Annotated in this window: 18 protein-coding genes; 6 read left to right on the forward strand and 12 right to left on the reverse strand. The window is 60.9% G+C overall.

Annotation, left to right across the window (positions count from 1 at the left end; all coding sequences use genetic code 11):
* Positions 1-125: 125 nt before the first annotated feature.
* From E1958_RS11520 to E1958_RS11535, 4 genes are all read right to left on the reverse strand, one after another.
* Positions 126-794: a PqiC family protein gene (locus E1958_RS11520; protein WP_133511999.1), complete on the reverse strand. Its 669-nt coding sequence runs from the start codon at positions 792-794 to the stop codon at positions 126-128.
* Positions 791-2,524, reverse strand: a complete 1,734-nt coding sequence (locus E1958_RS11525) for a PqiB family protein (protein ID WP_133512000.1) — start codon at positions 2,522-2,524, stop codon at positions 791-793. Before E1958_RS11525 ends, E1958_RS11520 begins: the two co-directional genes overlap by 4 nt.
* A complete protein-coding gene (locus E1958_RS11530) occupies positions 2,460-3,761 on the reverse strand; it encodes a paraquat-inducible protein A (protein WP_133512001.1) in 1,302 nt (433 codons plus the stop codon). The genes E1958_RS11525 and E1958_RS11530 overlap by 65 nt, the downstream gene beginning before the upstream one ends.
* 622 nt (positions 3,762-4,383) lie before the next feature.
* Positions 4,384-5,157 carry a TerC family protein gene (locus tag E1958_RS11535; RefSeq protein ID WP_133512002.1) on the reverse strand — a complete coding sequence of 258 codons (774 nt, stop codon included), beginning with the start codon at positions 5,155-5,157 and terminating at the stop codon, positions 4,384-4,386.
* Positions 5,158-5,297: 140 nt separating this feature from the next.
* Here E1958_RS11535 and E1958_RS11540 point away from each other — a divergent pair, with 140 nt between their 5' ends.
* Both E1958_RS11540 and E1958_RS11545 read left to right on the forward strand, forming a co-directional pair.
* Positions 5,298-5,615: a nucleotidyltransferase family protein gene (locus tag E1958_RS11540; RefSeq protein ID WP_165741656.1), complete on the forward strand. Its 318-nt coding sequence runs from the start codon at positions 5,298-5,300 to the stop codon at positions 5,613-5,615.
* Positions 5,605-5,988, forward strand: coding sequence for an HI0074 family nucleotidyltransferase substrate-binding subunit (locus E1958_RS11545; RefSeq protein WP_133512004.1), 384 nt, complete (start codon positions 5,605-5,607; stop codon positions 5,986-5,988). The genes E1958_RS11540 and E1958_RS11545 overlap by 11 nt, the downstream gene beginning before the upstream one ends.
* Before the next feature lie 135 nt (positions 5,989-6,123).
* Here the strand turns inward: E1958_RS11545 and E1958_RS11550 are convergent, their stop codons facing one another.
* The 3 genes from E1958_RS11550 to E1958_RS11560 form a co-directional block, all read right to left on the reverse strand.
* Positions 6,124-7,392, reverse strand: coding sequence for a multifunctional CCA addition/repair protein (locus E1958_RS11550; RefSeq protein WP_133512030.1), 1,269 nt, complete (start codon positions 7,390-7,392; stop codon positions 6,124-6,126).
* 38 nt (positions 7,393-7,430) lie between these two features.
* On the reverse strand, positions 7,431-7,682 hold the full coding sequence (locus tag E1958_RS11555) for a hypothetical protein (RefSeq protein ID WP_133512005.1): 252 nt from the start codon (positions 7,680-7,682) through the stop codon (positions 7,431-7,433).
* Between the two features lie 114 nt (positions 7,683-7,796).
* Positions 7,797-8,498 (reverse strand): DUF4126 domain-containing protein, encoded by a 702-nt coding sequence (locus tag E1958_RS11560; protein WP_089726639.1) that lies wholly within the window; start codon positions 8,496-8,498, stop codon positions 7,797-7,799.
* Positions 8,499-8,818: 320 nt separating this feature from the next.
* Here E1958_RS11560 and E1958_RS11565 point away from each other — a divergent pair, with 320 nt between their 5' ends.
* Both E1958_RS11565 and E1958_RS11570 read left to right on the forward strand, forming a co-directional pair.
* The gene (locus E1958_RS11565) at positions 8,819-9,796 is read left to right on the forward strand and encodes a hypothetical protein (RefSeq protein ID WP_133512006.1); all 978 of its coding nucleotides are present in this window, start codon (positions 8,819-8,821) and stop codon (positions 9,794-9,796) included.
* Positions 9,793-11,883: a tetratricopeptide repeat protein gene (locus tag E1958_RS11570; protein ID WP_133512007.1), complete on the forward strand. Its 2,091-nt coding sequence runs from the start codon at positions 9,793-9,795 to the stop codon at positions 11,881-11,883. Before E1958_RS11565 ends, E1958_RS11570 begins: the two co-directional genes overlap by 4 nt.
* A 144-nt stretch (positions 11,884-12,027) precedes the next feature.
* Here the strand turns inward: E1958_RS11570 and E1958_RS11575 are convergent, their stop codons facing one another.
* The 3 genes from E1958_RS11575 to E1958_RS11585 are packed head-to-tail and all read right to left on the reverse strand — an operon-like array spanning position 12,028 to position 14,751.
* Positions 12,028-12,702: a GAD-like domain-containing protein gene (locus E1958_RS11575; RefSeq protein ID WP_133512008.1), complete on the reverse strand. Its 675-nt coding sequence runs from the start codon at positions 12,700-12,702 to the stop codon at positions 12,028-12,030.
* 12 nt (positions 12,703-12,714) lie between these two features.
* Positions 12,715-14,016, reverse strand: a complete 1,302-nt coding sequence (locus tag E1958_RS11580) for a PAAR-like domain-containing protein (RefSeq protein ID WP_133512009.1) — start codon at positions 14,014-14,016, stop codon at positions 12,715-12,717.
* 24 nt (positions 14,017-14,040) lie between these two features.
* The gene (locus E1958_RS11585) at positions 14,041-14,751 is read right to left on the reverse strand and encodes a DUF4194 domain-containing protein (RefSeq protein WP_133512010.1); all 711 of its coding nucleotides are present in this window, start codon (positions 14,749-14,751) and stop codon (positions 14,041-14,043) included.
* A gap of 224 nt (positions 14,752-14,975) precedes the next feature.
* Between E1958_RS11585 and E1958_RS11590 the strand changes: the two genes are divergently transcribed.
* Positions 14,976-15,206 (forward strand): DUF433 domain-containing protein, encoded by a 231-nt coding sequence (locus E1958_RS11590; RefSeq protein WP_133512011.1) that lies wholly within the window; start codon positions 14,976-14,978, stop codon positions 15,204-15,206.
* Positions 15,203-15,535, forward strand: a complete 333-nt coding sequence (locus E1958_RS11595) for a DUF5615 family PIN-like protein (protein ID WP_133512012.1) — start codon at positions 15,203-15,205, stop codon at positions 15,533-15,535. The genes E1958_RS11590 and E1958_RS11595 overlap by 4 nt, the downstream gene beginning before the upstream one ends.
* Before the next feature lie 169 nt (positions 15,536-15,704).
* On the opposite strand, the gene E1958_RS11600 is transcribed toward E1958_RS11595, so the two are convergent.
* Together E1958_RS11600 and E1958_RS11605 are read right to left on the reverse strand one after the other, a co-directional pair.
* The gene (locus E1958_RS11600; RefSeq protein ID WP_133512013.1) at positions 15,705-17,195 is read right to left on the reverse strand and encodes a DUF3375 domain-containing protein; all 1,491 of its coding nucleotides are present in this window, start codon (positions 17,193-17,195) and stop codon (positions 15,705-15,707) included.
* Positions 17,196-17,247: 52 nt separating this feature from the next.
* On the reverse strand, positions 17,248-17,532 hold the full coding sequence (locus E1958_RS11605) for a HigA family addiction module antitoxin (protein WP_207787800.1): 285 nt from the start codon (positions 17,530-17,532) through the stop codon (positions 17,248-17,250).
* Positions 17,533-17,677 lie beyond the last annotated feature (145 nt).

Raw genomic sequence — 17,677 nt, forward strand, 5'->3', positions numbered from 1 at the left:
TCCAGTCGCCGGCTACCGGCTTCCAGTGTCGGTTTCCAGCCTACCCTTGCCTTCCGCGGATGTGGAGAAATAGGCTACTGGCAGCTGGTAGCTGGTAGCTGGTAGCTGGTAGCTGGAACAGCCGTTCATTTAGGGTCCGATCGCTTACGGCCCGATTGCTGGGGCTCGGAGGGCGTGGTCGTCGCTCTGGTCTTGGGGAGACCACGCAGTTGTTCGGCGATGTCACGACTGAAGGCGGATAAGGTCTCGCTCAAGGCGGCGACCATGGCCCCGGGTTCCGAATTCGCGGCCCGGCTGCGATAGGTGTCCTCCCTGATTACCAAGGCCTGCTGCATGTACGCATCCAGCACCCCCCAGCGCACCTTGAATACGGCATTGCCGTCGGGCGTGCCCTCGAACTTCAGCACGTCCGCAACGACCCGGAAATCCACTGGAAAACGCACCTCCGCCGGTTCCACGAGAATCCGACTGGTACCCAGCAGCTGGCCCAGGTTCTCGCTCAGCACCCGCAGGAAGTCGTCCTCCAAGGAGCCGCCCCAACGGTGGAACTCGTCCACTCGGAGCTGGTTGTCAGCGGTACGGGCCACAATCTGGGGCCGATCGAGAAACGCCGGAAAGCGCACCGGTCCGATCCCGACGGCCAGATTCTGCTCCGGAATGGGCGCTGCCGATTCCTCGGCAGTCGGTAACGTCGAGCTCAGCGTATAAAAGGAAGAAGGTTCGGTAACGCATCCGCCCAGCGCCAAGCTGGCGAGCAACAAAGCGGCGGATCCCGCGGCAAATCGAGTCTTCATCGCAATCCCCCTTTGCCCTTGAGAAGGGCCTCCGGATGCCGTTCCAGGTAGTCCGCCATCCCGCGGATGGAGCGTGCGGCGGCGGAAAGCTCCTTCAGCATGCGTCTGAGTTCCAGATAGAGCGCCGAATCCGGCGCCACCAGATCGTCCGCTGAGGTGAGGACGACACGGGCCTGCTCCAGGGCCGTGCCCAGATGAGGAACCACATCTCTGTCCAAACCCCGCGCCGTTTCGCCTACTTGCCGGAGCGCGGACTCGAGCGCCGTAATGGATCGGTCCAGCGCCTCGGAAGTGGCGATATCCTTCGCCCCCTTGATGGTAGCTCGGAGGTCGTTCCCGATCTCCCGCAGCGGCAGCGCGTTCAATGTGTTCATGAACTCAGCCGCCTGGCTGGTCAGCTCCCCCAGCTGGGCGGACGCTACGGAAGGAATCACCGGATACCCGTTCCGTCTCCCGATCTCGGCCGCCGGCGCACCATCGAAAAAATCCAGCGCTACATAGAGCTGACCGGTGATTAGGCTCCCAGATTTGAGCTGGGCCCGCAACCCCTCTTTGACGAGTCGCTGCATGGGGGCGGTCTTTTCGACCTCTTCGTAGTCGCCGCCGACGAGCCGGACCCGCTGGGGCTCGAGCTCGATCAAGACCGGGATCTGGGATTTGAACCTCTCCACGTCAAACTCGAGCCGCACGTCCAGCACCCGGCCCAACTTGATACCCTGGAACAGGACCGGAGCCCCCACGCCCAGACCACGTACCGATTCCTCGAAGAACAGCAGGTATTTTTTCTTGTCCTGGTAGATTTTCTCGTAGGCTTCTTTGCGGCCGGCATAGAGGTGGAAGGCATGGTCCGCGGCCGGAGGTACCCCCTGCTTCTCCAGGGTCGGCGGCGTATCGAAGGCCACGCCCCCGGCCAATACCGAGAGCATGGACTGGGTATCCACGGTCAGGCCATCGGCGTCCAATTTGAAATCGATGCCGCTCGCGTTCCAGAAGCGGGTATCGGTCAGGACCAATCGATCATGGGGCGCGGCGATGAAAAGCTCGATGTCGACGGCCTTCCCATCCCGGTCGAGTTTGAAGCCGACCACCTCTCCGACCTCAATGTGCCGGTAGTAGACAGGGGAGCCGATATTCAGGGAGCCGAGGGTCTTGGAACGGAGTATGAATTTCTTACCGGGTTCCGAAGCGGTGAACAGGGGCGGCATCTCGAGTCCGACGAATTCCCGCGCTGGCCCACCCCCCGTGACCGGATCGACGGCGATGTAGGCACCGGAAAGCAAGGTATCCAGGCCCGACACCCGGCTTGCGGTAACCCGTGGACGCGCCACCCAGAAGCGGGTCTCTTGGGTCAGATACCGCTCCGCCCCGGCGACGAGCTCGGCGGTAACCACGACCTTCTGCAAATCCTCGTCCAAATCGATGGCCGTGACCTTCCCGACCTCCACCTCCTTGAACTTGACCTTGGTCTTGCCCGCCTCCAGACCCGCCGCGGTCTTGAACTCGATGTGGATGCTGGGGCCCCGCTCGGTATAAGCCCTGTAGGCCAACCAACCGCCGATCAGCAGGGCGACGATCGGGATAAGCCAGACCAGCGAAACCGGGCGCCGTGATACCACCACCGCTTCCGGCGGTTGGGCCTCCGGCGGCTGGGCTTCCGGCGGTTGGTTAGGTGGCCTGCTCGGTTGCTGCTTGTTCGGTTGTGGCTTGTTCGGCTGTTCCGGCGCTTTCATGTGCTTGGCTCCTGTGGTCCCAGATGAGTCTGGGATCAAATGCCATGGCCGCGAACATGGTGATGACCACCACGGCGGCGAAAAAGACCGCCCCCGGTCCGGCCTCGATGGTCGCCAGGTTACCTAACCTAACGAGTGCCACCAGAATGGTGACCACATAGATATCCACCATGGACCAGCGACCCACGACCTCCGTTAGCCGGTACAGGCGGGTACGATCTTGGGGACGCCGGGTAGAACCCATATGCACGGAGACCAGCAGATAGACCAGGATGACCAGCTTCATCAGCGGCACCAGAACGCTGGCCATGAAGACGACCAGGGCCAGCGGCCACATGCCGTGGCCGAGCAGATAGATCACCCCACTCATGATGGTATCCGATTGCGGCTTACCAAAAGAGGTCACGGTGGTGATGGGCAGCAGATTCGCCGGCAGATAGCAGATGATGGCAGCGATCACCAGGGCCCAGGTACGTTGCAGACTGTCCGGTTTGCGCCTGTGCAGGCTTGCGCCGCAACGGGGACAACCTAGGCGACCGTGTACCCGGTCGGCCTCCGCCTCTGGCATCACCAGCTCGCAGACGTGGCACGCACGGATAGCTTCCCCCGGGCGTGGAGAGCGGCGAACACGCTCGGGTACCGGCACCCGAGACCACACGATATCCCCGTCCAGGGAGGCCTGGGCGGCGGCGAGCACGAAGATAAGCACGACGAACGCGAACAGAGAGGTCTCCGGGATGATGGTGGCCATATCCGCGAGCTTCACGACCGACACCAGAATCCCCAGCATGAACACGTCCATCATCCCCCAAGGAGTCAAGGTTGCCACATAGCGGAAGAGCCTGGGAAATCCGCGCCTGGCAGGGTTCAGTTTGAGGGGGAGCAACACGATCAAGAGCAACACCAGCTGGAGCCCCGGTGCCAGGACGCTGGTGAAGAAGACCACCAGGGACAATTCCCACATGCCCTCTCGGTACAGTATCTCGATCCCGGTCACCAGGGTCGTCTCAGTGATCTGCCCCCGAAACTGAAACGACAGAAAGGGGAAGCTGTTGGCGACCACAAACAGGATGATCCCGGCGATGGTCAAGGCCAGAGCACGGTTCAGACTGTTCGGAACATGGCGATGCAGCAGGGTATCGCACCGGACGCACCGCACCGCACCGCCCGCGGGCAGGGGCGGATTACGCTGGAGCAACCCGCAGGCATGACACTGGACCAGTGCCGCGTGAGCCATCGGTCAATCTCCTCCCGAGGCTCCGGGGTTGCAACGCCCGGTCCGCGGTATGCCGCCGTCTACCCATCCCCGTGACCGGGTTGCGGGGCGTTGGAGAGAAAATCTCATTCAAGACCTGTCTAACTTACGATCATCCTACTGTGAGGTAGTCGATGATATTGTTCTAAGCTCGTTATGGATTCCGAACTGCTTTGGAGTGCGCCGGCTTAAGCGGCGCGGCCGAATCGAACCCCAGCGACGGGGAATACCAGCAGCGTTTGCCGGGAACCTGGGCGTTGGGTTCCACAAGCGCCGCGGCGACGGCGCTTTCCCCTGGCCGCAACGCCTTTGTTTGGGAGGGATGCGTCGCCGAATCCAAAGCGGCGGCAGGCAGGTGCTCCATAGCCAACCCAGTGGCTACCTTGGGCACCGTGGGTTCCGGCCAGGTACCGGGAAAGGGTTGCCGCCGCACTCCAAAATGTTCGGTAGCATCCTTTCACGATCGTCAGCGGTCTGGAATCCATAAAATACCTTGTTTTAACTTAGGAATCACACGAACCGACGCGAATGTTCCCATAGGAACAAAAAGTCCAATTCGCGCAGATGCGCGTGATTCGTAGTTTGTGCCTAGCCCGCCCCTTGGTCAGTGCGGATCCGAAGTCCGTGCGTGCCGCTTGGACGGCGACTCACCCGAGCGAGCGGTTTCATCGCGTTTCTTGCGCATGCGGTTATTGAGGATCTCGACGGCCACCGAGAACGCCATCGCGAAATAGATATAACCCTTTGGAATCGGTTGCTCCAAACCCTCACCGATGAGGGCCACGCCGATCAGGATGAGGAAGCTCAGGGCCAGTATCTTGATGCTCGGGTGGCTATCCACGAACTCACCAATTGACTTGGCCGACAGCATCATGACACCGATGGCGATCATAATGGCAAGGACCATCACCGGAACATCACGCGCCATGCCCACCGCGGTAATCACCGAATCCAGGGAAAACACGATGTCCATGATGGCGATCTGCCCCAGAACGAGCGGATAGCTGGAAGCAGCCTTGAACTGCCTTTCCCCCTCCCCGGCCCCTTCCAGACTCTCCCAAATCTCCCGCGTACTACTCCACAGCAGGAACAAGCCGCCGCCGATGAGAATCAGATCGCGGCCGGAGAGCTCGTGCCCGAGAACCGCAAACAAGGGGTGGACCAGACGCATCATCCAGACCAGGGACAGCAGCAGCAGGATGCGGGTGATCATCGCCAACGCCAGGCCCTGGATCCGGGCCCGGTTACGCTTGGCGGCCGGTAACTTGGCGACGACGATGGAGATGAAGATGATGTTGTCGATCCCCAGCACGATCTCCAAGGCAGTCAGGGTGACGAGCGCGAGCCATGCCTCCGGGCTGAAAATCCACTCGAACATGGAATTACCTCGGTCGTTGCGTCATTAGACTTTTTTATCCATACGCTATAAAATCAGCGCCATTATCCCAGATCTTAAGAAGATTTTGGGTATATCGTGATGACAAGCGTAACTCGGATTCGAGTTGGCAGGTATTTATCGTGGTTGAATTAATTAATAATGTTTTAGTGGGGAAAAAAATTTTAGACTTCATTGTGAAAATAATCGACGAATATTTTCCGGGTCAAAAAGTTAAAGTTTTTTTATATGGCTCCCGAGCACGTGGAGATAATAAACTGAAGTCGGATTACGATTTCGCTTTCGAGCTTCCAAATTCTGTCAATCGTTCAAGGTTTAAATTAGAAGTCAGAGAAAAGGTCCCATCACTTTGCGGAGTAGACGTTGTCGTTCTTGATGAAATAAGCGATGATTTAAAAGCAGAAATCTTAAAAGAAGGTAAACTTTTGTATGAATCCTAAGAAACAGGAAAATCTGAAAAAGGCATTGCTCAGTTTAGAGGAAGCCTTGAGTCTTCCCATACAGAACAAAAGAGATATTGCTGGGATTATTCAAAACTTCGAGTTTACTTATGAATTATCCTGGAAATTCCTAAAAGCTTATCTGGCGGATAGGGGCACACTGAGTACAACACCTAAAGACACCTTAAGCAAAGCTTATCAGCAGGATCTGATATCAGATGAACAAACCTGGCTGGATATAATCGAAGACAGAAACCTTTCTGTTCATACTTATGATGAAGCTCTGGCAGAACAGCTGGTTGAAAGAATACAAAAAAGATATATCAATATCTTTCTGGATCTGAAAACATTGTTTGGGCACTTTGAAAAATAGGCGTTTTCACCAATTAAGCGACTCTAAGCCATTGATTATTCATGTGTGCCGTTGACGGAAATCGTATTTTTCAAAGTGCCCATAACTCAGGCGTTCACAACTATAAAGTTATCCAGACTCTCCGGTTTCCCAAGCTCAGCAATTGCGTATCGCCTCCCGCAAGGCCCGGATGCGGGCCGCGCGAATGCGCTCCGGGATCTGCGCCGGTTCGGGCGCCGCGGCGGCCACGGCGCGGACGTCCACCGATCCGGCTGCCGCGAAGCACAGGCGCAGTCGTGCGGCCTGGGGATAGGCGCGTTCTTGGTAACCTCCGCGGCCCCGGTAATCCGCCTCGAAGGCGATCAGCGCCTGCTCGAAACGCCCGGGTCGGCGGAAGGCATCCAGGCCCTCCAAGAGATCGAGCACCGTTCCCGGACGCAGCTCGTCGGCCTTGTGTGACATGCCATGATAACGCGCCACTCCCCGCGCCAGCTCCCGGAAGCGGCGCGGGGCCTTGAGCCGGTCGCACAGCGCCTCGACCAGGGCCAGGCTACGCTGCTCGTGCCCCCGGTGACCCGGCAGGATATCCGGTGGCGTGGTGCCCTTGCCGAGATCATGGGTCAGGGCGGCGAATACTGTTTCCGAATTGGCTGTTTCCGGGCCGGGCGTTCCCGGACCGGCCGTCTCCGGATCGGAGGTCAGGCGGGCGGCCATATCCACGACCATCATGGTATGGACACCCGTGTCGATCTCCGGATGCCACTGTGCCCGCTGAGGGACCCCGAACAGGCGATCCACCTCCGGCATCAGCCTCGCCAAGGCACCGGCTTCGCGCAGGACATCGAAAAAGCGCGAGGGCTTGGGTGCCGCAAGCGCCTTGACAAGCTCCTGCCACACCCGCTCCGGGACCAAGGCATCCACCTCGCCCCCGTCCACCATGGACCGCAGCAGGGCCATGGTCTCTTCCGCCACGGTGAAGCCCAGTTCCGCGAAGTGCGCGGCGTATCGGGCCAGCCGCAGCAGACGCACGGGATCCTCGGCAAACGCGGGCGAGACATGCCGCAGCACCCGATTCTCCAGATCCGACCGGCCGCTATAGTAATCGATGAGATTACCCTGTTCGTCCTCGGCCAGGGCATTGATGGTGAGATCCCGACGCCGCAGATCCTCCTCCAGGGTCACGTCCGGTGCCGCATGGAACAGGAACCCCCGGTAGCCGGGTCCGGTCTTGCGCTCGGTGCGGGCCAGGGCATATTCCTCCTTGGTCTGCGGGTGCAGGAAGACCGGAAAATCCTTGCCCACCTGACGAAAGCCCCGTGCGATCATCGCCTCCGGGGTGGCGCCGACGACCACAAAATCACGGTCGGCAGCGGGCCGCCCGAGCAACCGGTCCCGCACGGCCCCGCCCACCAGATAGACCTCGATAGCGTCCCCGGGATCTTGCCCCAGGGCTTGCGGTACGTTCATATCCCCATCCGGCAGCGCTCGCTCAGGTTGGACCACAATGCCATCAAGTCAGGCCTTACCGGCAACGGTTGTCGTTTCTGTGAATAGAACCACGGATTCACACCGATGGACACGGATGGACTCGGTAAGACAACCCGCTTCCATTCCAACCGCGCCCGTCGAAAATTCAGGACCAGACTGAGCTTCAGGTCGTTGCGCACCGCCATCGCACAGCCGATGATCTGCCGCGTCTCATCTTCATGAGCCAATCCGTGTCTATCCGTGTTTATCCGTGGTTCACTTCCCCCCGAGCGATGAAGCGCTTGGTGGGCATGATCTTTCGCGGGTAGCAGCGATTGGGCCAAACGGGCTCGACGCTTAACTTAATGGCCTTGGGTCGGACCGGGCGGTTGGCCCCGGTCCTGTCCTGGGGGCTTCGCCTCCAGGGCCCGCACATCGGGTCGCGAGGGTACGGTCTCTCCCTTCCGGGTGCCTCCGAACCACCTGGCAATGGTCCCGAAGACCCGCTTGATCCCCCGCCACAGCTTGGGGAGCAACCAGATCAGGAGCAGCAGGAAGAGGGCCAGGAGCACCAGAAACAGCACCGGATGATTGACCGCCACCAACAGACCGGCCACGACACTGAAATCCTCCACAATGGAGGCCGTCCAGTTGGTGAAGGGCTCGGGCGAGGTGTTGATGAGCACCCGGGTCCCGGATTTCGCGGCGTGGGAGACCGCAGCCATGCCGCCGCCCAGGAGCGCCGTCGCAAGCTCGGCGCCAAGGCCCACATCCCCCACCGCACCGGCCGCCAACATGGCCCCGGCCGGGATGCGGACAAAGGTATGCAGGGTGTCCCAGACCGTATCCACGCCGGGGACCTTATCGGTGAAGAACTCCACCAGATACATAAACCCGGCGGCGAACATGACCAGCGGATCGGCCAGCACCTCCATGCCCTCCGGGAGTACCATCCTGCCGGTGGCCCCGAGAAAGCCCAACACCAGGATCGCGGCATAGAGATTGATCCCGCTGGCCCAACCGGCGCCCAGGGAAAGGGCGAGTGTCTGCGCCAGATCGTCCACGTCAGCGTCCTCCTGCCAGCCTGTGACCGATCGGATTATACGCCGAACCCGCACGGGTCGCTTCCGGTCGCCGGCTTCCGACTGTTTTGAACCCCGGAGACGCTGAGTCGAATCCTCCAACGAGTTATCTTTCGGTTGCCGTGTGTGCAGCGGCGTGGACAAAGAAGCAACCGTGGCTTAATCTGGTAAAAAACCTCCGCGTGAGTTAGTCTTCATCAGCTACCGACTACACTAAGAGCTTGCCCTCCCGGCAGACCGGATGTCGGTCCGATGGAATTTTCTGCGGGACCTCATAAAAGACCCAAGTAAAATCAATAGATTTGCAAACCATTCCCAACCTTCACGGCTACCTGAGCGCGGCTTCCAAATCCGATGATTACGAGGAGCGGGCCTGCGCCCGGAATTTCCTGCTCGACGAACGTCCGCCCCCGGAGGCGCTGGAACTGTACAAGCCCCATTTTGCATTCGGTCCGGTCTCGGACATGGACGACTGGTACGGTCGTCATCACGGCTTTGCTACGGAGCAGCTCTTTCTCGATCCCAGCGAATCCGATGCGCCTGTGACCTTCCGTCCGCTCAGCGACCGCAATCGGGTGACTCAGATCGATGAGCGTCTGAACCTGATCCGGGTCGAGCAGGCGGATTGGCCGTGCATTTTGCGCGGAGATTCCTTCGAGGAAGTGGCGGACCAGATAAAGCGGTTTCGGGCTGGTGATGATGCCGCCCGCGGCTTTCTCCAGGGCCTGTGCAATGCCTGGAACGCTGATCGGGACCGGCGTCCCGCCTACGTCACCACCGAGATCCAGGTCGCAGACATCCTGGCGGACGGGGTGGCAGACTGGGCCGTGCGTCTGCGCAACCGCCTGGGGTTGGGCCACTTGGACCCTGGCCCCGCCGGGCGGCCGGTCGAGATCCTGGTCATGCGCTATCCAGTGGCGGAGGCGATCGCCGCCCTCGATGGACAAGGCCATCCGGCCATTCCTACCATGCTGGACGGCGACATCAGTAACTACTCCTTTCCAAGCCCCCTGCCGAAGCCGGATGCCACCAAGGCACCGCTGTACGGCAGGACGGTGAATCTGACGCCGGTGGAAGACGATAATGACTACGAAATGGGCTGTGAGCTCTTGAGCCCGCGCCTGGTCTACCGCCCGGAGCACTTCTATCGGGCCGGTATCGTCGCTGAGCCGGTGACCATGCCCCTCGACCGAGCGCGTGGCTTCCATCTGCCCTGGGTCCGTATCGACGCGGGACGCGACGACTTCGGCGCTGACCTCTTCGGCGAGGGTGGGGAATGAACGCACTTCCCGTCAGTCCGGCCATCCAGCGTTGGCAGGCGCGCTTTGTCGCCGAGCCCGTCCAGGCCATCGGCGATCTGCTGGCCGACCGTATTTTCCTCGGCCCCTTCGCCCGGGCGCGTCCGTCCGAGGCCCTGGTCCAAATCCTGACACCGGAACAGATCCCGCGCGCGGACCAGGCAATGCACGAATGGCTCGATGCGGTGCTCGGTGCACCGGCGTCAGAGGGCCTTCCAGGCAAGCGGTTCGCCGACGCCCTGGTCGACGCCTTCCGTACCGTGCTGCTGGTGCCCTTGCCGGAATCCCGGGCCTGGTGCGCCCACAACCAGGGTCGGCTGCGTGCCTGGCTGCGCGGCTTTTACTTCGGCCGCTCACGGGACCCGGAGGCGGCACTGCTCATCGCCCTCACCCAGGGCCAGCCGGACCGCCGCTTGCTCGGTCTGTGGCTCGGACTCACCTGCCTTGCCGGGGGTGTCCACGAGGACTATGCACGCATCGGCATCACCGGTTTGCGCCTGCTGCCGGCGGACGATAAAGGCGGGGTGGAGCGTTCGGTACCACGAGCCATGCTGCGCGGCGTACTGGACTATGGTGAGGCCCTGGCCCGCCGGGGCGACCTGAAAGGAACCCCCTGGCTCGCCGAACTGGACTATCTGGCGGGCGTCTACCCCATGAGTGCTGACCAGTGGGGACGGCGCTTTCGTGAGCTGATTCAGGCACGGGACGTCTCCAGCCCGGTGCGCAAGTGGCTGGACCGGCGCTACCCGTCTGCCCTGGGGCCGTCCGATCCACGGCAGACGAAGGGCCTCCTGCAGTCGCCATATCCAGATGAGCTGCGGCCGCTGCTGCGGCAATTGCCGGGGAATCTGGCGGCCATCAAGCCACAGCTGCAAGCGCTGCTCGACCGGTATCGCCATTACTGCCGCGAGAGCGGGGATAGTTACTATCTGGTGCGCGCCTTCTGCAGCCTCGGCAACCGACTCCTGGAGCCGGACCCGGCCTGGGCGCGGGCGCTGGCCCATGAGGCCGCCCGCTGGAATCCGCAGGATCATTATGCTGGGTCCCTGCTCGCCCGCGCCTTGGAGGCAGAAGGCGACTGGCACCGGGCCCAGGCCGTCTACTGGCACGCCCGCCGGCGCTTTCCGCATAACGTGCAATCTCACAACCAGTTGGCCCATGCCCTGGTCCTGCACGGCGATGCGGAGCTCGGCGAGGCGGTCTACCGGGCGGCCATCCGCTTGTTCCCGGACAACCCCGTTTGCCGTAATGATTTGGCCCACACCCTGCGTATCACCGACCGCCGGGACCAAGCGGTGGTGGTCTACCGAGAGGCCCAGCAGCAGTTCCCCCGCGATCCCGTGACCATCAACGGGCTGGCGGATACCCTGATCGACCTGGAGCGGTTGGAGGAGGCCAAGGAGGTCCTGGACCGGGCCGACCAGCTCGACTTCAATGAAGAAAGCATCGCCAAGCGCGACCAGATCCGCCGTCGCCTGCAAGGGGCGCTGGCCGGCGAGCCGATTCGGCCCGCGCAACCGCGGCGCCCCCACGAGGGTCCCGCCGGCGATCTGGCCGATCTAGCCGACATCACCGGGGAAGACCTCTCCCACGACCCCGCCTTCGGCCGTGCTGTCTTGCTGCGACGGAGCGGCAACGGGGCACTCGACCGCGCACAATCGGAGATCGAGACCCTGCCCCCCGGCAGTGTCCGGATCATCGAGACCGGCCTCTGGCATGCCCGTGCCCAGGGTTGGGGCATAGCCGCGGACTGGTTCGACCGCAACTGGGAGCAGTATCCCGGCGACGGTGTGCTGCGCGTACACCGCAACCGTGCCCAGGCCCGGGCCGGGAAGCCGGTGGACTGGACCCTGGAGCAGGCGCGCTATCCCTATCTTGCGACCGTGATCGAGACGGAAATCGGCGGCGAGCCCCCCGCACGCATCAGGCATCTGGATGCGGGCGCCGCAGACCTGACCGAGGAGCAACGTCAGGATGTCTGGTTCCTGGGCCTGACGAAACGGGGCGATGCCGAGCTACGCGACAGCGCCGAGGAAGACCTGCTCTCCGCCCGACACCTGGTGGGCTGATGGGTCCTTTTGGCGTGCGGCGGCAGGCTTAGAGGCCGTCTAAAAACTAACCCATTGATTTTAAAGCCAGTAGGCTGGGTCGAGCCTGCCTGTGCGTCCCTGCACGAGACAGGTGCTTACCGTGTATCCTACGACTGCTATGCGTCAAGGTGTGATCCTGCCTTCCCGAAGCGCCTTGATGGCCTCGTTCTCCCGGATCTCTTTTTCACTCAGCTGGGCCAGGATGAGCAGATGTTCCACAGCTTTGACCTTCACCAGGTTTTCCAGCTTCTCAACACCCCCCAGGGCCAATGCCGGCTCGAAGCCGTACAGCTCATCCGGTTCCAAACGCCCCAGTCTTTTCAAGGCCCGTTTAAACAGCGGTTTTTCGTTGCTGTCGTAAAAATCAAGATCGTCTTTGGATTGGCCTGAGATAAATGATTGGAGCGACAAATCTAATTTGCCTTTCTGGATTAATATTGTAGGTGGCGTCGGGAACAACATTCCATATAGCGATAGAATGTCTAAGGAGTTCCCACCTTTTTCTCCCCACATAAACAATTCGCCGAAGGCAGACCGCGCAAACACATGGTAGTTGTCCGAACCCGCAAGCGGCGTGTCTTCGAGCCAGGCATCGACCACGTCCTCGAACTCCTCGGGATTGACAATCCAGAACAGACCCTCCCCATAGCCGCAGAAGCCGAACGCCCGCCAGTATTCCAACAGCTTGTTCGGCAGTTTGCCTTGATACCTGTTGAAGGTCGCTTCGCTGACCGGCCGACAGTCGAAGGCCGGGGCGAATCCCTCATCATTCAGAAATAGTTCAAAATCCTCATCCATCGTATTCCCCCCTTATGGGCATCGCTTGAGCTCGACATTCATTCCGGTCTTTCCGCGTTCTACCCCGGAAACCTTGCCGGCAGCTTCATCCAGATCCTCGACCCGGCTCTTCCAGCCGCCGCCGATGGATTTGTTGACCTGGGCATCGCCGAAGCCACCGATCACATCTTTGCCGCCGACAACCAGATCCGGCTCATGCAGAGCGGCGAGACCTTTCATGATCTCGGATGACTTCGACTTCGCCAACCGTTTGGCTTGCGTCGCCGACATACCTTGTTTGCGATAATTATCACGGAGACTTTTAGCCAATTTTGTTTGTTCTCTTCTTCTCGCCGCTTGTGCAGTTGCCGAGTTCCTCCTGATGCTCCTATAGGCCGTGCGCCCCTTGAAATACTCGTCCACGGTCATCCGGTTCAGGGCATCCCGCTGGCGCCGGAGTTGGCGGTCGAATTCCACATGCTTGTCCTTGGGGATCTTCTTTCCGGTCCGGAAGCATTTGACCTCATACCGCTTCATGCGTCTGCCGGTGATCCGGACGCCATCCTTGCCGACCTTTTCGCCGGCTTTCTTGGTGCCTTTTTCCGCAGCTTCTTTGGCCCCTCTTTCCGCGGCCTCCCTGGCGACTTTCCCACCGGCCTTGGCCGCCATAGCCCCGGCCTTGATGCCGTCACCGATGCCGGGGGCTGCCGCCACGCCGGAAAGAATGGCCATCGCCAAGTTGCCTTCGGCGGCGTAGATACCGGCGTTGGCAAGGTCGGCGAAGATGCCTACGCCGGGAATGAAGCCGAGCCCATCCAGGGCGGTATGCACATCTTCGGAGAGCCGCGCCCACAGGCCCCGTTTCTCCCGCGCGGCCTGTTCTTCTTCAGGCGTTTCGGGGACCACCGGCGGGTTGGTGTCGCCGCTTGTGTTGGGGGCGCCGCCGCCCGGTCCCTGGTAGAGGATGCGGCCGATGGTGTTGCCGTTGTTCATCTTACAGCGGTCGCCGTGGCGCACAACCGGCTTGCCGTTCACGCGGACCGTGGAACTGCCCTCGACGGACTCGACGATCCCTTTGTAGGTCCTGGATACGACCCCGCCACCGATGCCGGCCTCGTCGCCGGTCACATGGGAGATTTTGCTTTGGTCGTGGACGAAAACCGGCTGTCCGCCGAACCGGACGTTAGGACTGGTGGCAAAGCTGTCGCTCAGATCGGCCACGATCATATAGGGCACCGGCACCAGGGTGCTGCCCACCGGTGTCTTGCACACGTCCGGGGTCAGGCTGACGGCAATGAATTCGTCCGACTTACGGGCGCCTTCTTGATCCGCCATGGTGGGTCTCGCTGAGCAGGCTCTTTATGGATCTTGCCCACGGTCGGCCCCGGCCTGTCGGGCGAGAGCCGCCAGCAGGTTTTGCAGATTGGCCGGATTGGCGACGTGTACGATCAAGGGCCGAATCCGCAGCCGCTCGTCGTCGTCGATCTCCGAGACCAGGCCGTGACCGCGCAGCTGCTCCAGCAGCAACCGGAGGCGCTTGTCGTCCTGGCGATCGCTGCCGGTCTCGCCCAGAAAGTGGTTCAGCTCCGGCAACAGCTGGTCCAGATGGACGACGGCCGCGTCGTCGCCGACCCCCTTGTCTACCTCGTGGGCGACATAGAAGCGGCGCAGGATGGCGACCAGCAAGGATTGTTCGAGATTGAGTCGCTGGCGGCGTAGCAGGGGATGGCTCCACTGGTCGCGATCACCGCCGTCATAGCCGTCGACGACCCGGATGAAGGCGAGCCCGCGCACCTCGTCGATCTGCATGCACAGATCCAGGGCCTCCAGCAGGCCGTTGATGGTGTCGCGTGCGGTCAGCGCGGTGCGATACAGATTCGGTTTGCGCGTGGCCTCCAGCACGCCGGTCCTGAGTAGCTCCTGCACGCAGTCTTTGACAGCGCGCTCGACCGGGGTATGCTCCGAGGGCGAGTCCGTCAGGTCGCCAAGCGCCTGATCCGGTGCCGGGTCCGGCGTGTTCGGCGTGTTCGGCGTGTTCGGCGTGTTCGGCGCATCCGGTTGCCGGTGCATCAGAACTCCAAATTCTCATCCAAACATATTGGGGATGTGAACCGTAAATGTTATCTCGCTGAACATTCAGGATCGAGAACTATTACGCCGCTTCGAGGTAGTGGATATACTTTCAGAGCACGAGAAAGACCTGACTAAAGGGAATTTGGATTTGGTCATCCTGAAGCACCGTTTCCGGGAACTCACCAACCCTAATGCAGCCTTAGGATAAAGGAGCAAACCTCATGACGGACGATCAAAATCACATCACCATCGAGCCGGGCAAACGTGGCGGCAAGCCATGTATCCGCTCCATGCGAATCACCGTCTATGACGTGCTGGAGTGGTTGGCTTCGGGCATGAGTGAAACGGAGATTTTGGAGGATTATCCGGAATTGACCCAGGACGATATCCGTGCCTGCCTGGCCTTCGCCGCCGACCGTGAACACCGGCTCTCGACGATCGCACCGGCTTGAAACTGCTACTGGATCAAAACTTGTCGTTTCGGTTGCTGGAGAAACTGAAACCCGTTTATCCTGGCTCGACCCAGGTCAAGTTCGCCGACCTCGATCAGGCCGATGATCTCACCGTCTGGCACTTCGCTAAAGATAATAACTTTACCATCGTCACCAAGGACTCGGATTTCCATGAACTCAGTCTAGTCTACGGTAATCCGCCGAAGGTCATCTGGCTCAAGTGTGGTAACAAGCCCAAAGGGTACGTACTCGATCTTCTGCTCAATAATCAAGACAAGATTGAAACCTTCTTTGAGAATGAAGAAAGCAGCTGTTTGGAGATTTATTGAACCGTTGGTGGAAACGATTTGTGGTAGTGGAAAACTTTCAAGTGATAGAAATTCAGGATGACTATCGACTGCTGGATGTTCTCACTTGAAACTTACCCACTACCCCGGATTGCAAAGGTGAAGAAAAAGAACCAAGCAGATTTGCCACTTAAAATTTATCCGCTACCCATCACAGATCCAACTCGATACCGGCCACCGCCCCGGCATTCAGCGCGACCCGGGGCAGGGTGAAGCGGGTCCGCTTGCCCTGCCGGTCACACAGCTCCAGCGCCTCCTCGTCGGCGATGGGCAGCTCGGCCTCCAAGGCCATGGTCAACCACAGGGCCAAGGCTTCCAGGTCGTGACTCGGCGCCAACCGGCGCGCGATCTCGGCAATAGTCATGGCCCGGCCTTCCTCGGCCAACAGCCGTTGGGTCTGCTCGATCAGCGCGCGTTGGTCGAGGGCATCGAAGGCCGACCAGAAATCATCGTCCAGCTCGTCCAGGTCGGTAGTCTGCTCGATCAGCTCCAGGATCGGCCGGATGCCCTCCTCCAGGTCCTTGAACCGCAGCCGTTCCACCACGGGCAGACTACCGTTGGGAAAGCCCACCGGCGGCAGCGGGCCGGGCGCCCGACGCAGCGCCTGCCGGGACCAATCCACGGCGGCCGCTTGGGCGAGGAGCTCGTTCAGCAGCTGGCCCACCCGATGATGCTCGCTCGCTAAGCCGGTGCGCAGAAAGCCCTTCAGATCCCGCTCGCTGCGGGCGCGCGCCTCGATCACCACGGCACTCTCGTCCACCAGGCGCATGACCAGCCACCGCAGCTCGGACCGCTGTTCCCGGTTCAACGCCTTGTGTATGTGGGACCGATCCGTCAGGGAGCGGATCTGCTGCTTCATCTTCTCCAGCTCGAGGCTGCGGGTCAGCTGCTGTTGAAAGGCATCGAACACCTGGCCCTCATCGGTCTGCAGCAAGGCGTCCTGGCTGTCCAACAGGGTATCCACGATCTGCCCGCGATGACTGTCCTGGCTCACCACCGACTCGCGTAGCCGCTGGTCGGCCGCGCGATAAGAATCCTCCACCCGGCGAAAATCGCTGCGCAGTCCCATGGACAGGGTATAGACCTCACGAATCGCCTCGATCGCCGCCTGTTCGGACAAGACCTCCACCTCGCCCTGCTCCACGGCCGCGAGCTCGGCCTCCAGATCCGCGATCCGACTTTTGAGCAGCCTGGCCCGGACATCCGGGTCGGGATTTAAGCGAAACTCCAGGTTCTCGATCTCCCGCTGCACGATGGACAGGCGCGACGCGGTGGAGGTCATGATGCGATTGTCCAGTCCGTCGACGAACCGAAACGTCGCCTCCAACGCATCGGTGGCGATCAGCCGACCGTCCCGCTCCAGGATCAGCTCCTGCCGGATCCATTGCCGGATCTCGCGCCGCGCCAAGAGGCGATAGTCCTCGTCGCACTCGATCTCCCCCGCCTCGTGCGCCAACTGCAGGGACTCGCTCAACAGCTGCTGGGCGGCGTCCAGATCGATGCCATTGACCTGCTCGTCGAACAGCGCCTTCAACGAGCCGATCACCAAGGGCCCGTTACGGGCCGCCAGCAGACGCCAGGCGGGATGCTGCTTCTTAAGGCCCAGCAAATAGCGACCGCGGGTTTTCGAGGCTTCGATCATTAGATTGAAAACGATGTAATTTGTGACAATCCGCGTAAATAGAGGCCTTAGGTCAGGCTGCAATTTCCTGCAGGGCACGCACCGGTGGCTGTTCGTGCTGCATCACCCGAGCCAAGTCATAGTTGGCCTGCATGGCGAGCCAAGCGCGAGCCGTGCTGACGCCGGCAAGTTCCAAGCGCACGGCCAGGTCCGGGCTGATCGCAGCATGGCCGTTGAGTACGCGCGATAGCGCGACCCGCGACATGCCGAGGCGTGCGGCGACTTCTTTGACCGACAGGCCCAGCGGCGCAAGTACGTCCTCGCGGAGCAGCTCGCCGGGGTGCGGAGGATTCTTCATCATGACTGTGCTCCTGTCAGTGGTAGTCTTGGTAATCGACCAGCTCGACATTGGAGCCGGCAAATCGGAAGGTTACACGCCAATTGCCATTGACCCATGTCCGGAGGGAAAAAATCCCTCCTGCGTCGGGACAAGAAAGATCCCT

This window comes from Candidatus Thiosymbion oneisti, from assembly GCF_004359955.1.
Lineage (GTDB): Bacteria > Pseudomonadota > Gammaproteobacteria > Chromatiales > Chromatiaceae > Thiosymbion > Thiosymbion oneisti.

Coding starts and splice junctions, on each gene's coding strand:
- E1958_RS11520 (WP_133511999.1), bottom strand. CDS start 794: ATGAAGACTCGATTTGCCGCGGGATCCGCCGCTTTGTTGCTCGCCAGC.
- E1958_RS11535 (WP_133512002.1), bottom strand. CDS start 5,157: ATGTTCGAGTGGATTTTCAGCCCGGAGGCATGGCTCGCGCTCGTCACC.
- E1958_RS11605 (WP_207787800.1), bottom strand. CDS start 17,532: ATGAAGAATCCTCCGCACCCCGGCGAGCTGCTCCGCGAGGACGTACTT.
- E1958_RS11530 (WP_133512001.1), bottom strand. CDS start 3,761: ATGGCTCACGCGGCACTGGTCCAGTGTCATGCCTGCGGGTTGCTCCAG.
- E1958_RS11575 (WP_133512008.1), bottom strand. CDS start 12,702: ATGGATGAGGATTTTGAACTATTTCTGAATGATGAGGGATTCGCCCCG.
- E1958_RS11585 (WP_133512010.1), bottom strand. CDS start 14,751: ATGCACCGGCAACCGGATGCGCCGAACACGCCGAACACGCCGAACACG.
- E1958_RS11580 (WP_133512009.1), bottom strand. CDS start 14,016: ATGGCGGATCAAGAAGGCGCCCGTAAGTCGGACGAATTCATTGCCGTC.
- E1958_RS11525 (WP_133512000.1), bottom strand. CDS start 2,524: ATGAAAGCGCCGGAACAGCCGAACAAGCCACAACCGAACAAGCAGCAA.
- E1958_RS11570 (WP_133512007.1), top strand. CDS start 9,793: ATGAACGCACTTCCCGTCAGTCCGGCCATCCAGCGTTGGCAGGCGCGC.
- E1958_RS11600 (WP_133512013.1), bottom strand. CDS start 17,195: ATGATCGAAGCCTCGAAAACCCGCGGTCGCTATTTGCTGGGCCTTAAG.
- E1958_RS11545 (WP_133512004.1), top strand. CDS start 5,605: ATGAATCCTAAGAAACAGGAAAATCTGAAAAAGGCATTGCTCAGTTTA.
- E1958_RS11590 (WP_133512011.1), top strand. CDS start 14,976: ATGACGGACGATCAAAATCACATCACCATCGAGCCGGGCAAACGTGGC.